Annotated in this window: 11 protein-coding genes; 3 read left to right on the top strand and 8 right to left on the bottom strand. The window is 60.5% G+C overall.

Going from position 1 to position 13,800, the window contains the following annotated elements; genetic code table 11:
* Window positions 1-62: 62 nt before the first annotated feature.
* On the bottom strand, window positions 63-1,337 hold the full coding sequence (locus tag PFAS1_RS08270; protein ID WP_076028828.1) for an Hsp70 family protein: 1,275 nt from the start codon (window positions 1,335-1,337) through the stop codon (window positions 63-65).
* Window positions 1,338-1,626: 289 nt separating this feature from the next.
* Between PFAS1_RS08270 and PFAS1_RS08265 the strand changes: the two genes are divergently transcribed.
* The 3 genes from PFAS1_RS08265 (at window position 1,627) to PFAS1_RS08255 (ending at window position 8,411) form a co-directional block, all read left to right on the top strand.
* Entirely contained in the window at window positions 1,627-2,574 is a 948-nt protein-coding gene (locus PFAS1_RS08265) for a DnaJ C-terminal domain-containing protein (protein WP_076028827.1), read from the top strand.
* Between the two features lie 23 nt (window positions 2,575-2,597).
* On the top strand, window positions 2,598-2,903 hold the full coding sequence (locus PFAS1_RS08260) for a chaperone modulator CbpM (RefSeq protein ID WP_074873330.1): 306 nt from the start codon (window positions 2,598-2,600) through the stop codon (window positions 2,901-2,903).
* A 210-nt stretch (window positions 2,904-3,113) separates the two neighbouring features.
* Complete coding sequence (locus PFAS1_RS08255; protein ID WP_076028826.1) at window positions 3,114-8,411, top strand: NEL-type E3 ubiquitin ligase domain-containing protein; 5,298 nt, start codon at window positions 3,114-3,116, stop codon at window positions 8,409-8,411.
* Window positions 8,412-8,514: 103 nt separating this feature from the next.
* Here PFAS1_RS08255 and ureC read toward each other — a convergent pair whose 3' ends face one another.
* The 7 genes from ureC to urtE form a co-directional block, all read right to left on the bottom strand.
* Window positions 8,515-10,215, bottom strand: coding sequence for an urease subunit alpha (gene ureC / locus PFAS1_RS08250; RefSeq protein WP_076028825.1), 1,701 nt, complete (start codon window positions 10,213-10,215; stop codon window positions 8,515-8,517).
* Window positions 10,216-10,341: 126 nt separating this feature from the next.
* Entirely contained in the window at window positions 10,342-10,650 is a 309-nt protein-coding gene (locus PFAS1_RS08245) for an urease subunit beta (RefSeq protein ID WP_076028824.1), read from the bottom strand.
* Window positions 10,650-11,183: a GNAT family N-acetyltransferase gene (locus PFAS1_RS08240; protein ID WP_076028823.1), complete on the bottom strand. Its 534-nt coding sequence runs from the start codon at window positions 11,181-11,183 to the stop codon at window positions 10,650-10,652. Before PFAS1_RS08240 ends, PFAS1_RS08245 begins: the two co-directional genes overlap by 1 nt.
* A 6-nt stretch (window positions 11,184-11,189) precedes the next feature.
* Window positions 11,190-11,723 (bottom strand): GNAT family N-acetyltransferase, encoded by a 534-nt coding sequence (locus PFAS1_RS08235; protein ID WP_076028822.1) that lies wholly within the window; start codon window positions 11,721-11,723, stop codon window positions 11,190-11,192.
* Between the two features lie 9 nt (window positions 11,724-11,732).
* Window positions 11,733-12,035 (bottom strand): urease subunit gamma, encoded by a 303-nt coding sequence (ureA, locus tag PFAS1_RS08230; RefSeq protein ID WP_033055605.1) that lies wholly within the window; start codon window positions 12,033-12,035, stop codon window positions 11,733-11,735.
* A 162-nt stretch (window positions 12,036-12,197) separates the two neighbouring features.
* Window positions 12,198-13,037, bottom strand: coding sequence for an urease accessory protein UreD (locus PFAS1_RS08225; RefSeq protein ID WP_076028821.1), 840 nt, complete (start codon window positions 13,035-13,037; stop codon window positions 12,198-12,200).
* A 30-nt stretch (window positions 13,038-13,067) separates the two neighbouring features.
* Window positions 13,068-13,766: an urea ABC transporter ATP-binding subunit UrtE gene (gene urtE / locus PFAS1_RS08220; RefSeq protein ID WP_076028820.1), complete on the bottom strand. Its 699-nt coding sequence runs from the start codon at window positions 13,764-13,766 to the stop codon at window positions 13,068-13,070.
* Window positions 13,767-13,800 lie beyond the last annotated feature (34 nt).

Below are 13,800 nucleotides of genomic sequence, written 5' to 3'. Positions count from 1 at the left end.
GAGGCGACTCAGATCCAATGTGGGAGCGGGCTTGCTCGCGAAGGGCGCGACTCGGTCCTGGGTCAGTCCATCGTGCCGTAGCGCTTCATCGCTTCAATCGCCAAGCCACTGCCGATGCTGCCGAAGATGTTCCCTTCCACATGCCGTGCGTTCGGCAACATCGCCGAGACGCTGTTGCGCAGTGCCGGAATACCGCTCGAGCCGCCGGTGAAGAACACCGTATCGACCTGATCGACTCGTACGTTGGCGTCGTTCAACAGCTGGGTCACGCTGTTACGCACGCGCTCGAGCAGGTTGTCGATGGCCGATTCGAACAGTGCCCGGCTCAGTTCCACGCTCAACCCCGGTTCGATGCGGTCCAGCGGCACATGGCGGCTGTCGGCGTGGGTCAGCTGAATCTTGGTTTCTTCCACTTCCATCGCCAGCCAATGGCCGGCGCGCTGGTCGATCAGCTTGAACAGGCGATCGATGCCGCCGGTGTCTTCGATGTCGTAGCGCATGCTGCCCAGCGCCAGGGTCGACTTTTGCGAGTACACCGAGTTGATGGTGTGCCAGGTCGCCAGGTTCATGTGGTGGCTGGTCGGCATGTAGGCGCCGCTCTTCATCCGGCTGCCATAGCCGAACAGCGGCATCAGGCCTTGCAGGCTCAGCTGCTTGTCGAAATCGGTCCCGCCGATGTGCACGCCGCCGGTAGCGAGGATGTCATCGTGGCGGTTGTCGTGGGTACGGCGTTCAGGGGACAGGCGCACCAGCGAGAAGTCCGAGGTACCACCGCCGATGTCGACGATCAGCACCAGCTCTTCTTTTTCGATGGTCGACTCATAGTCGAAGGCCGCCGCAATCGGTTCGTACTGGAACGAAACATCCTTGAAGCCGATGGCGCGGGCCACGTCCACCAAGGTGTTTTCGGCTTCCTGGTCGGCCAATTCATCGTCATCGACGAAAAACACCGGACGACCGAGCACCACTTCATCGAACTCGCGACCGGCGGCGGTTTCGGCGCGTTTCTTCAGTTGGCCGATAAACAGCCCAAGCAAATCCTTGAACGGCATTGCCGTGCCGAGGACGCTGGTGTCGTGTTTGATCAGCTTGGAGCCCAGCAGGCTCTTGAGCGAGCGCATCAGCCGGCCTTCATAACCTTCCAGGTACTCGTGCAGCGCGAGGCGGCCGTACACCGGGCGGCGTTCTTCCATGTTGAAGAAGACCACCGAAGGCAGGGTGATCTTGTCGTCCTCCAGCGCGATCAGCGTTTCCATGCCGGGGCGCAGCCAGCCGACGGTGGAGTTGGACGTGCCGAAGTCGATACCACAGGCACGGGCTGGAGATGCGTTTTTCATGTCTATCGAGTTCCGGTTAAAAAACGGCCGCGCAGTGTATGTCAGTGCGGCGCAGATTCGAAGGCCGACTATCCGCTAAATCTCAGCGATTAGCGCCTTGATAAGACGGCCAGATGCCCCAAACTTGTCTGCATTGGCCCTGGCAGCCCTCGGACGGTCGCAAGAACCGCCCACTGCTGCCGAAAAACTTCTGATGCGCTGCCACCTTGAGATCGATCAACCTGGCGGCTGCCAAAGAGCGCATGCTGCCGGTAGTGGCGCGATATCGATAACGGATGGTGATCCTTAGATGGACTTCAAAGACTATTACAAGATTCTCGGTGTGGAACCGACCGCGGACGATAAGACGATCAAGGCCGCCTATCGCAAGCTGGCGCGTAAATATCACCCGGATGTCAGCAAGGAAAAGGACGCCGAGTCCAAATTCAAGGACGCCTCGGAAGCCTATGAAGCGCTGAAAAGCGCCGACAAGCGCGCCGAATACGACGACTTGCGCAAATACGGCCAGCACGGCCAACCGTTCCAGGGCCCGCCGGGTTGGCAGGGGCGTGGCGCAGGTGGTTTCGGTGGTGGTCAGGACACGGGCGATTTTTCGGACTTCTTCAGTTCGATCTTCGGCAACCGTGGCCCTGGCTTTGGTGGTGGACAGTCGGGCCGTAGCGCCGGGCGTCGAGGGCAAGACGTGGAAATGGAACTCGGGATTTTTCTGGAAGAAACCCTTTCGAGCGAATCGAAGAAGGTTACTTTCCAGGTGCCGCAGTACAACGCTGCCGGCCAGCACGTCAGCAACACCAGCAAAAGCCTGAACGTGAAGATCCCGGCCGGCGTGGCCGACGGCGAGCGCATCCGCCTCAAGGGCCAGGGTGCCCCGGGCATTGGTGGCGGGGCCAATGGCGACTTGTTCCTGATCATTCGCTTTGCGCCGCACCCCAAGTTCGACGTCGAAGGCGAGAACCTGATCATTACCTTGCCGCTGGCTCCGTGGGAGTTGGCATTAGGGACTGAGGTGGCAGTGCCTACACTGACAGGCAAGATCAATCTCAAGATCCCGGCCGGCAGCCAGAACGGCCAGCGCATGCGCGCCAAGGGCCACGGTTTGCTGAACAAGGCCGGTCATCGCGGTTATCTGTTTGTGCAGCTCAAGGCAGTCATGCCTAAAACCTCGGACGACGAGGTCAAGGCGCTGTGGCAGGAACTGGCGAAAAAAGCGGCTTTCAACCCCAGAGAAAACTTCTGATCCAAGAGACGGAGTAGCCCATCATGAGCAACCCCCTGATCGTTCAACTGGACCTGGCAGAATTCTGCGAGGCGACCGACCTCCCGGACGTCTACGTGATCGAAATCGTCGAGCACGGCATCCTCGAACCTCAGGGCAAGCAGCCCAAGGATTGGCGTTTCACCGATTATGAGTTGGTGCTGGCCAAACGTGCCGCCAAGCTGCGGCGCGACCTTGAGCTGGAATGGGAAGGCGTCGCCCTGGCGCTGGACCTGCTGGAAGAGGTCCAGCAACTGCGGGCCGAGAACCGCATGCTCAAGCAGCGGTTGGCCCGGTTGGTGATCGAGTAGTTCAACATCAAAAGATCTGGCCTTCTCGAGATTGATACTCTGTTAGTTGATGTATCGGCAAGGCGTGGTGGTATTTATATATATCCATCTTTTTAATATTCGAATGATTATTCAACTACTGTCCGCAAAGTTCAGCAGGTTTTTAGTCTTTTGTTTTATTGCGCAGGATTTAAGCTGAGGGCTTATCAAGTTGTTTTGGAATGTCAGTCTATGGATGAGTTACAGGATGTTAACGATGTTTCAAGTTCGTCAGTATTACCGGCGGACAACAACGGTGTTCATTATGAACGTATCGTTCAGGCACTTCCTCCCGCTATAACAGCGACCCCGCCGGTCAGGGTGTCGGTGCCCGCCAGCACCACGGTGCCGACACCGGACTGGTACCTGAAAGCGTCCGCAGTCGATCGGCAATACCTCAAGGAACTGATCGACAAACGCTGGTTGTTGCAGCGGTTGGTGGATGCACCGTTGCAAGACCTGCAACAGGACATCAGGGCGTTTGCCAAGCCCTTGCTGTCCTTGTCGATGAGTTCGAACTTCAATAGCCAGGAGGACGCCAGCCAACTGACCCTTAAACTGTATGTGCCGGACCGGATCATCTTCGGTATCGATCGCGGCGCCAGCCATTTGCGCGAGTCCAGCCTCCTGGACGCGGCGCTGCATAACTTCGAGGAACCGGAAACCGCCGCCGATTATTTCCGGACCGGCTCCGGGGTCTATCGCAGCAACTTCAGGGGGGAACCGTCGCTGATACCGGCGATGACGGTGAGTAAAATCGCCACGCTGTGTCGTCGGCTGGACCTCGGCGGGCAGTATCAAGCGCATCTGCAAGCCCGGCTGCTGCCGGCCGATGCGCAGAAAAGGCAAACCCTGGAACGGCATGGCGCCGCCAGTGAAAAAGCGGCGTTCGAACTGGCCTCGCTGATCGCCCTGCTGAAAGGCGACATCAGTTCCAACGCCTACGGAGTGCTGCGCCAGGTCCGCGAGCATACAAGCGATATCCGTTTTCACCATCGGCCGCTGCACCTGCATCGGCTGTCGCTGATGGGCTTCAAGTTGCACGGTGTGGTGTTGTTCAGCGCCGAGGGCGATGCGGGCAAGATCCAGGCGGCGGTGGAGGCCCTGGCGCCTGACGCGCGGGCCTCCTGGCTCGACTGGTCGAGCGTGTTGTCGCTGATGGCGCCGGGTCGCGACCTGGACAAGTTCAAATTGCTGCAGGCCTTTTTCGCCAATGGCCCGACCGGGGTCAGCGAAGAGATGCTGCGCCAGCAGGACATCTACCGGCAAAGCCGCTTGAGCGGCCCGGTGATTGCCTATGTGCCGGACGACCCGCTGCACCCGCTGAAAGAGTACGCCTCGCTGGCGGACTTCATGAAAACGCTGATCAGCCAACTGCGCGCGCCGGACTATCAGGCGTTCTTCAGCCGCTTCGTGGCACACAAGGACCAGGGCCGGTTCTTTGCCCGGGTCCGCGAGCGTCTGAGCCGGATCACCTGGCAGCAGCGCGAACCGCTGGACATGGGGCCGTGGTGGCGGGAAACCGCGGTGGAGAATCCGAATGCCGAGCCGATCACCAACCGGTTGACGGGCGAGCTGTGGCCGCAGCTGTATCGGCTCAAGCGCGACAAGGCGCTCAGCGACGCGCGAGCGATTGCCGTCCCCACCGGCGATGAAGACGCCACCACGCGCTGGAAGCGCCTGAGCAGCTACCTGGACATCGGCTGGAACGTCTTCAACTTTGCCGCGATGCTGGTGCCGGGGCTGGGCGAAGCCATGCTGGCGCTGATGGTGGCGCAGATGGCCGCCGAGCTGCTGGAAGGCATCGAAGACTGGAGCAAGGGCGACCGCGACGAGGCGTCGGCACACATCAACGGAGTGATCATCAACTTTGCGCAACTGGCCCTGATGAGCGCCGGGCACGTCATCCCGCAGGCGGCGCGGATCCCGGTCAAACCCAGTCCGCTGATCGACAACCTCAAACCGGTGGAACTGCCCACGGGCAAGACCCGCCTGTGGAAACCGGACCTGACGCCGTACGAGCACCCGGTGACGCTGCCAACCGAGGCCAAACCCGATGACCTGGGGCTGTATAAGCACAGCGATCAGCAATGGCTGCGCCTGGAACAAAAGCACTACCAGGTGCGCCAGGACCCGGCGACGGGCGAGCATCGCCTGCAACATCCGACCCGGTCCAACGCTTATCAACCGGTGGTGGAGCATAACGGCGCTGGTGCCTGGAAAGCTGAAACCGAGCAACCGCTGGCCTGGGACACGACTCGCCTGATGCGTCGACTGGACGACTCTATGGAGGATTACTCGGCCGCCACCCTGGCCAAAATCCAGAAGGTGAGCGGCGTTGAAGAGGGCGTGTTGCGCCGGCTGCATGCCGAGCATGAAACACCGCCGGCGCTGCTGCGCGACACCCTCAAACGCTTCAATACCTATGCCGACGCGGAACGCTATCCCGAGCAAATCCTAGCGAATCAGGTGCCGGAGGAGATGTCCGGTTTTCTGCCGGCGACTCTGGTCGAGCTGCCACGCTGGCCGGAGTCCCGAGCCCTGGAGGTGTTCGAAGGCGATGATCGCACCGGGGCATCCGTCAAACATGGCAACGCCATGGCCACGGGACCACAAAGCATCAAGATCAGCCGCTCGGAGGTGGTGGCCGGGAAACTGCCTGAGCGAGTGATTGAATCCCTGAACCCGACCGAGCTGCGGGAAATGCTTGGCGCACAGGTCGCCAATGACACGCCCTCACGGATCGACGCGCTGCGCAGCCGATTGGCCATGCAGGCGCGCAAACAACACAAGCGCCTGTTCGACGCGCTATACAAGAGTCGAAATGTGTCCGACAGCGCGCAGGTGCGTTTGCTGGTGGACGATTCCCCGCAACTGCCCGCCAGCGTGGCGCAAGAATTACTCGATAGCGCCGAGCCCACCGACCTGCAACACCTGACCGAGAAACAGCGCCTGCCGCTGCGTTTGCGCCACCAGACACGCCGGGCGCAGGAGCGCGTGCGCTTGAACCGGGCGTATGAAGGGCTCTACCTGGATGAACTGGAAAGTAACGATACTCGCCGGCTCGAACTGGCCACGCTGGCCAGCCTGCCCGGATGGTCGACGCAAGTCCGGATCGAAATTCGTCATTTGGGATTTTCCGGGGATCTGCTCGCAAGCGCAGGGGCGGCGGATGCGCCGATCCGCAAAGTATTGGTGCTGGACGAGGACGGTCGTTATCAGGCGCGGGGCGCGGAGGATCAGCACCTGCACGGTACCGACGATCTCTACGCCTCGCTGTTGCATGCCCTGCCGGATACCGAACGCAACGCATTGGGTTATGACATTCACGAAGGTACCCGGTTGAAGGAGGCGGTGCAGCGTTCACCACTCAGCCACGAGCAATTCGAACCGATCCTGCTTGAGCAGCCGATTCGTAAACCGGTGTACGACTCGCAAGCCATGCGCTTGCCAGGCGGCATGTTGGGGTATTTGCGTGAGCTCGCTGACGGGCGTGGGGAGCAAAGTTCCCAGGCGCGGATAAGAAGGCTCTACCCCGCTTTCACGGAGGAAGAAACCACTGCGTTGCTGGAGCTTTTCAACCAACAAGGGATTCCGGTGGACATGCAGCTCGAAGAGCTTGAACTTGAGTTCGAACGGTTGAATACAACGCTGAAGCGGTGGGTGAATTCGCCGACCCGGGATTTTCGTTTGAGTCCCAGTGGCGTCGGGGAGTGGAATGCCAGGAATCAATTCGCCCGAAAAATCAGGCAGTGCTGGCAGCGTACCGGGCCAAAGCAGTTTGACTCGTTCGGCAATGTGGTTGGGCAGAAGCTCGACCTGAGCAACTTTCCGCTGAACCTGCATTTCAAAAAAATGCCGGCGCTGGAGGGCAATTTCGACCATGTCACGTACCTGAAACTATATAACGCCGGTATTACCGATGCGGAACAGTCCTTTCTAAAACCGTTTCGCAAGGTGCGTGCCCTGGACCTTGGTCGCAATGAACTGACCACTTTGCCGCGACACATCGCCGACATGCCGCACCTCAATTTCCTCGAACTCTCGGCGAACCGGATTGTGCTGAGGCCCGCCGATGTCGAAATGCTCGGCCGCTGCACGAAGCTGCAAACCCTGGGGCTGGCCGGCAATCCGTTGAGTCTGCTGCCGAACATCGGTCGCATGCCCGACCTGCACACACTGCTTCTGTACGACACCGGAGCGACCACCTGGCCACCGGGGCTGTTCGACCTTCCGCGCCCCCGGCATATCCACCTGGACCTGCAGCGCAACCTGCTCACACACATACCCGAAGTCACGCCAGGTTCGACCGATGCGGAGTTGCTGGCACGTACGCTGCTCAGCCGCCAACCGCCCTTTATGTCACCGGAAAACCTGGAGCTGCTCAAGGATTACATCAGGTCAGCGGGGCTGGATCCTGACCGCCCGTATCCACCCCGAGGCGTGCGTGACACGCTGAACTGGCAACAAGGTATTACCTTTGACGAGTGGGTAGAGAAACAAAAGCTCTGGGATGCGCTTGAAGATGAATACAACTCGACCGGTTTCTTCGATGAGATCAGGCGCCTGACCCAATCGGCGGACTTCACCGCCGGGGGCGCGTATCGAACGGATCTGACGGCCAAGATGTGGCGGATGATCGAGACCATGGCCAGGGACGCCGAGCTGCGTACGAAGTTTTTCACCGAAGCTTCGATGCGCACCCAATGCGTGGATGCGGCGACCCAGCTGTTCAACGTTCTGGGGGTTGAAGTGCTGGTCGAGGAAGCCCTCGAACTGGGCAACGCCAGCTTGATCGAAGCGCAGTTGATCGAATTGGCCAGGGGTAAGACACGCCTGGATGAAATCGAGCGAATCGCCCGTCGCCATATCATCGACCGCGAGGCCGCGGGTGAACGTTTTCGACGCGTCGACGCCCAAGGCAATGTCAGCGGGACCATTGACGAGGTCGAGGTTCACCTCGCGTTCATGACGGACCTGGCAGAACGGCTTGACCTGCCCTGGCAGGCGCGTGGAATGCAGTTTCGCCAGATTGCGGGCGTTACCAGCGAAATGATCGAGAACGCCTACCAGCGGGTCTTGGGGTTGGAGGAGGGCGAGCTGTTGCGTGATTCGATTGCCGAGCAGCCATTTTGGCGCAGCTATGTGCAGCGTTCGAATCGCGCACGTTTCAGGGCGTTTGATCGTAAGACGGTAGCCACGACCGAGTTCAAGGTTGCTCTTGATGAACGAGCCTCCCGCACTGACCTGACACTGGAAGAGCGAGAGAAACTGAAGGAAGAAACAAGGGTGCTGGCCGCCGAACTCGGTAAACCTGAAAGTGCCTTTGCTCCGGGGCAAGTCGTGACCGATGAAGCGTTTGCCGCCGAGCTTGACCTGATCAAGGAGGAGCGTGAAACCCTTCTCAAACAACTGACTCAGCAAGCCATGGACCGGGCAAAGCTGCAACGGGTTGAGCCACCGCTCTTTACGGTGGACACCAATAGCTGACCAGCTGCTGGCTGAAACCCCGCTTCAAGAAACGGGTGATACAAATAGAAAAACCCTGAGTGTGTGTTTGTGCACTCAGGGTTTTTTCTTGTGCCTTGAACCTTCAGAACAGGAAATAGCGCTGCGCCATGGGCAGCACATCCGCCGGTTCACACCACAGCAGAACCCCGTCGGCCTTGACCTGATAAGTCTGTGGATCGACGTCGATGTTCGGCAGGTAATCGTTGTGGATCAGGTCGGTTTTCTGCACCTCGCGACAGCCTTTGACCACGGCGATTTTCTTCTTCAATCCCAGCGCCTCGGGCAATCCGGCGTCCTGTGCCGCCTGGCTGATGAAGGTCAGGCTGGTGGCATGCAAGGAGCCGCCGTAGCTGGCGAACATCGGGCGGTAGTGCACCGGTTGCGGTGTGGGGATCGACGCGTTCGCATCGCCCATCAGGCTGGCGGCGATGGCGCCACCCTTGAGGATCAGCGTCGGTTTGACGCCGAAAAACGCCGGACGCCAGAGCACCAGATCGGCCCATTTGCCCACTTCCACCGAGCCCACTTCATGGCTGATGCCGTGGGTGATTGCCGGGTTGATCGTGTACTTGGCGATGTAGCGTTTGGCGCGGAAGTTGTCGTTGCCTTCGCCATCACCGGGCAACGGGCCGCGCTGTTTTTTCATCTTGTCGGCGGTCTGCCAGGTGCGGGTGATCACTTCGCCAACGCGGCCCATGGCCTGGCTGTCGGAGCTGATCATCGAGAACGCACCGAGGTCGTGGAGGATATCTTCGGCGGCGATGGTTTCGCGGCGGATGCGGCTTTCGGCGAAGGCCACGTCTTCGGCAATGCTCGGGTCCAGGTGGTGACAGACCATCAACATGTCGAGGTGTTCGTCGATGGTGTTGCGGGTGAACGGCCGGGTCGGGTTGGTGGAACTCGGCAGCACGTTGGCAAAGCCGCAGGCCTTGATGATGTCCGGGGCATGACCGCCGCCCGCACCTTCGGTGTGATAGGTGTGGATGGTGCGGCCCTTGAAAGCGGCGAGGGTGGTTTCGACGAAACCGGACTCGTTGAGGGTGTCGGTGTGGATCGCCACTTGTACATCGTACTGGTCGGCGACGTTCAGGCAGTTGTCGATGCTCGCCGGCGTGGTGCCCCAGTCTTCGTGCAGCTTCAGGCCGATGGCACCGGCCTTGACCTGCTCGATCAACGGCTCCGGCAGACTGGCGTTGCCCTTGCCGGTGAAACCGATGTTCATCGGGAACGCATCGGCGGCCTGGAGCATGCGCGCCAAGTGCCACGGGCCGGACGTGCAGGTGGTTGCATTGGTGCCGGTGGCCGGCCCGGTACCGCCGCCGATCATGGTGGTGACGCCGCTCATCAAGGCTTCTTCGATCTGCTGCGGGCAGATGAAATGGATGTGCGTGTCGATGCCGCCTGCGGTAAGGATCATGCCTTCACCGGCGATGACTTCGGTGCTGGCGCCGACCGCGATGGTCACGTTCGGCTGGATGTCCGGGTTGCCGGCCTTGCCGATGGCAGCGATGCGCCCGTCCTTGAGGCCGACGTCGGCTTTGACGATGCCCCAGTGGTCGATGATCAGTGCGTTGGTGATCAACGTGTCGACCACTTCGGCGGCGAGTAATTGGCTTTGGCCCTGGCCGTCGCGGATGACTTTGCCGCCGCCGAACTTCACTTCTTCACCGTAGGTGGTGAAGTCTTTCTCGACTTCGATCCACAGCTCGGTATCGGCCAGACGGACCTTGTCGCCGACGGTGGGGCCGAACATGTCGGCGTAGGCCTGACGGGAAATCTTCATTGCAGTTCCTTCATTGATCGTTCCCACGCTCTGCGTGGGAATGCCGCCATGGACGCTCTGCGTCCGCCGTTATGTGACGCGGAGCGTCACGGGATGCATTCCCACGCGGAGCGTGGGAACGATCAGTCAGTCGAGATCACCCATGATCCTGCCGGCAAACCCGAACACCCGGCGATGCCCGGTCAGGTCTACCAACTCGACTTCCCGGCTCTGCCCCGGCTCGAAGCGCACGGCGGTGCCGGCGGGGATGTTCAGGCGCATGCCGCGGCTGGCGGCGCGGTCGAACGTCAGCGCATCGTTGGTTTCGAAGAAGTGGTAATGCGAGCCGACCTGGATCGGCCGGTCACCACTGTTGGCCACCTTCAGGCTGAGGGTGCGGCGGCCAACGTTGAGTTCGATGTCGCCGGGCTGGATCTGGTATTCACCGGGAATCATCAATGGGCTCCCTGGAGAATCTTGTAGTAGAGGGCGGTCGGTTTGTACTGGCCGCTCGGGTCGCAGGCATAGTCGGGGATTTGACCGGCCTTGGTGTAACCCAGGGCTTTGTAGAAGTCTTCGGCGGGGGAGCCGGCCTCGGTGTCGAGGTAGAGCATGCCGCGCTTGTGCTGAAGGGCAGCTTGTTCCAAAGCACTCATCAACTGTTGGCCCAGACCGCGGCGACGCGCGTGTTCACGTACCAACAGTTTTTGCACTTCAGCGCGGTTCAGGCCGTTGGCTTTCTGGCACAGGGTCAGCTGCACGCTGGCCTGTACCTGTTCGTCCTTGACCACCACCCACAGCAGCACGTTGCCCTTGTTCAGGTTCTCCTGGACCTCATCGAACCAGGCACGAGCCTGGGTCGCGTCCAGATCGGCCATGAACCCGACGCTGGCGCCATAGCCGACGGCGTCGAGCAGCAGATCAATCAAACCCTGACGGTAGTGCGCAAAGCTTTCAACATTGACGCGGCGCAGTTGGGCGGCGTTCATGGCAAATTACTCCTTGTTGGCAGTCGGCGGCTCCGCGCCAGGATTGAGGGTCAGTTGCATAAAAGTCAGGTCCAGCCAGCGACCGAACTTGGTGCCCACCTGCGGCATCTGGCCGGTCGTCACGAAACCGGCTCGTTCATGCAGGCGAATAGAGGCGGCGTTACCGCTTTCGATGGCGGCGACCATCACATGTTTGTCGCAGCCTTTGGCGCGTTCGATCAACGCGGTCATCAATTGCGGGCCCAGACCATTGCCACGCTGGTCGTTGCGCACGTAAACCGAATGCTCGACGGTGTGACGGAACCCGTCGAACGGCCGCCAGTCACCGAATGAAGCGTAGCCCAGCACGGTGTTGTCGCCGTCGACAATCACCAGAATCGGGTAGCCCTGGGATTGGCGGGCGCTGAACCAGGCCTGGCGGTTAGCCAAATCCACGGCCTGTTCGTTCCAGATCGCCGTGGTGTTGAGCACGGCGTCGTTGTAGATGTCGCGGATCGCCGGCAAGTCGGCGTGCGCTGCATCGCGGATGTGGAAGGTCATGGCGCGGCCTCAGGCGATCGGTTGGTGGACGGTGACCAGTTTGGTGCCGTCGGGAAAGGTCGCTTCGACCTGGATCTCCGGGATCATTTCCGGGATGCCTTCCATCACTTGTTCACGGCTGAGCAAGGTGGTGCCGAAGTGCATCAGTTCGGCCACGGTCCGGCCGTCGCGCGCGCCTTCGAGCAGCGCAGCGGAAATGTAGGCCATGGCTTCCGGGTAGTTGAGTTTCACGCCGCGCGCCAAACGCCGCTCGGCCACGAGGCCGGCGGTGAAGATCAACAGCTTGTCTTTTTCGCGTGGGGTCAGGTCCATCGTTTGGAATCCATCTGGGCAGATAAAAAAGGTATTCGGATCTGTAAACACAAAACCCCTGTGGGAGCGGGCTTGCTCGCGAAAGCGGACTTACATTCAACATTTTCGGTGTCTGATACACCGCTTTCGCGAGCAAGCCCGCTCCCACATTTGGATCGTGTTTCAGGTGCTCCATATTCTTGGGGGGACGGCTTCGCGGCCGAGCAATGCAGGCCTGAGCAATCGCCACAAATCGATCAGCCAACCCCTCGCCAACAACGCTTCACTGGCCAGGCAACGGGCGACTAAAAGTCCGGGCAACTGGGTCAGGTCTCCGCGCACGTCATGGGGCAGCGAGCGGCATTTCTCCAGCAAATCGCTATCGATGTCGCCAGTTACCAACAGGGTCGCAAACACCGGTTGTCCATCCAGGCCAATCGGCGAATCAAGCAAACCATCAGCCCCGACAATGCGCTGGCGCTCATGCCAGAGCAACTGACCGTCGCGGCGGATGTCCAGTTGCGCCTGAAAATGCCCGAGGTCGAAACGTTCGCCGCTGGCCGGCCGGCCCAACGCCACGACGTCCCAGTAAAACAACCGCGCATCGCCTTCCAGTTCAATCGAAGTGCTGAGTTCAGCCTGGGCGGCGCTGAAGATAATGGTTTCCTGGGGCAGCCACTCCAGTGTCGCGCCAGCGGCTACTTTCAAGTCGAGCTTCTGATAAGCGGGCCCCGCCGCGCGATACCACTTGGCCGCGCCGGGGCTGGTGATTTGCGCCCAGGCATCGAGGCCGACACTGGCCGAGATGTCCAGCCGATCGCCGCCGGCAATCCCGCCCGGCGGGTGCACGATGATGTGCTGGCAAACCTCGGGCCCTTCGGCATACAGATGTTTCTGCACCCGCAGCGGGCCTTTGTGCCGGCGCTGAACCGGGCGCGTGCTGTCGCCGAATCGGGCATAGCCGAGTTGCAGCTCAGCGTGCCAGCTGGGGGTGAACAGGGCAGTGGGGAGCGGTGAATTCATAGTTTCTATTTATCGTCAGGACGCTTCAGATTAGATCGTAACCAGGCCACGCACACCTTCGGCTTCCATGTTTTCGCCGCGACCTTGCTGCACGATCTCACCCCGGGACATCACCAGGTATTGATCGGCGAGTTCGGCGGCGAAATCGTAGAACTGCTCCACCAGCAAAATTGCCATGTCGCCACGGGCTGCGAGCTTCTTGATCACCGCGCCGATTTCCTTGATCACCGAGGGCTGGATGCCTTCGGTGGGCTCGTCGAGAATCAGCAAACGTGGACGACTGGCCAACGCTCGGCCGATCGCCAATTGCTGCTGCTGGCCACCGGACAAGTCACCGCCGCGACGCTGTTTCATCTGCAGCAGCACCGGAAACAGCTCGTAGATGAACGCCGGGACTTCCTTGGCTTCAGCACCGGGAAATCGCGACAGGCCCATCAACAGGTTTTCTTCCACGGTCAGCCGGCCGAAAATTTCCCGACCCTGAGGTACGTAAGCGATCCCGGCGTGAACCCGCTGGTGTGGCTTGAACGCGGTGATCGCTTTGCCTTCCCAGTTCACCGCGCCTTCTTTGGCCGGCAACAACCCCATCAGGCACTTGAGCAGGGTGGTCTTGCCCACACCGTTGCGCCCGAGCAGGCAGGTGACTTCACCGACCTTCACCTCAAACGTCAGGCCCCGCAGGATGTGGCTACCGCCGTAAAACTGGTGCAGCTTGTCGACTTGCAGCATGTTCCAGATCTCCTCAGATCCCCTGTGGGAGCGG

The sequence above is a fragment of the Pseudomonas frederiksbergensis genome (assembly GCF_001952935.1).
In the GTDB taxonomy this organism is placed as follows: domain Bacteria; phylum Pseudomonadota; class Gammaproteobacteria; order Pseudomonadales; family Pseudomonadaceae; genus Aquipseudomonas; species Aquipseudomonas frederiksbergensis.
The sequence above is the reverse complement of the archived record's forward strand: the minus strand, read 5'-3'. Positions and strand labels throughout refer to the sequence as shown.

Bases quoted from the DNA above. Each gene is read 5' to 3' on its own strand.
- PFAS1_RS08270 (WP_076028828.1), bottom strand. From the start codon at position 1,337: ATGAAAAACGCATCTCCAGCCCGTGCCTGTGGTATCGACTTCGGCACG.
- PFAS1_RS08265 (WP_076028827.1), top strand. From the start codon at position 1,627: ATGGACTTCAAAGACTATTACAAGATTCTCGGTGTGGAACCGACCGCG.
- PFAS1_RS08260 (WP_074873330.1), top strand. From the start codon at position 2,598: ATGAGCAACCCCCTGATCGTTCAACTGGACCTGGCAGAATTCTGCGAG.
- PFAS1_RS08255 (WP_076028826.1), top strand. From the start codon at position 3,114: ATGGATGAGTTACAGGATGTTAACGATGTTTCAAGTTCGTCAGTATTA.
- ureC (WP_076028825.1), bottom strand. From the start codon at position 10,215: ATGAAGATTTCCCGTCAGGCCTACGCCGACATGTTCGGCCCCACCGTC.
- PFAS1_RS08245 (WP_076028824.1), bottom strand. From the start codon at position 10,650: ATGATTCCCGGTGAATACCAGATCCAGCCCGGCGACATCGAACTCAAC.
- PFAS1_RS08240 (WP_076028823.1), bottom strand. From the start codon at position 11,183: ATGAACGCCGCCCAACTGCGCCGCGTCAATGTTGAAAGCTTTGCGCAC.
- PFAS1_RS08235 (WP_076028822.1), bottom strand. From the start codon at position 11,723: ATGACCTTCCACATCCGCGATGCAGCGCACGCCGACTTGCCGGCGATC.
- ureA (WP_033055605.1), bottom strand. From the start codon at position 12,035: ATGGACCTGACCCCACGCGAAAAAGACAAGCTGTTGATCTTCACCGCC.
- PFAS1_RS08225 (WP_076028821.1), bottom strand. From the start codon at position 13,037: ATGAATTCACCGCTCCCCACTGCCCTGTTCACCCCCAGCTGGCACGCT.
- urtE (WP_076028820.1), bottom strand. From the start codon at position 13,766: ATGCTGCAAGTCGACAAGCTGCACCAGTTTTACGGCGGTAGCCACATC.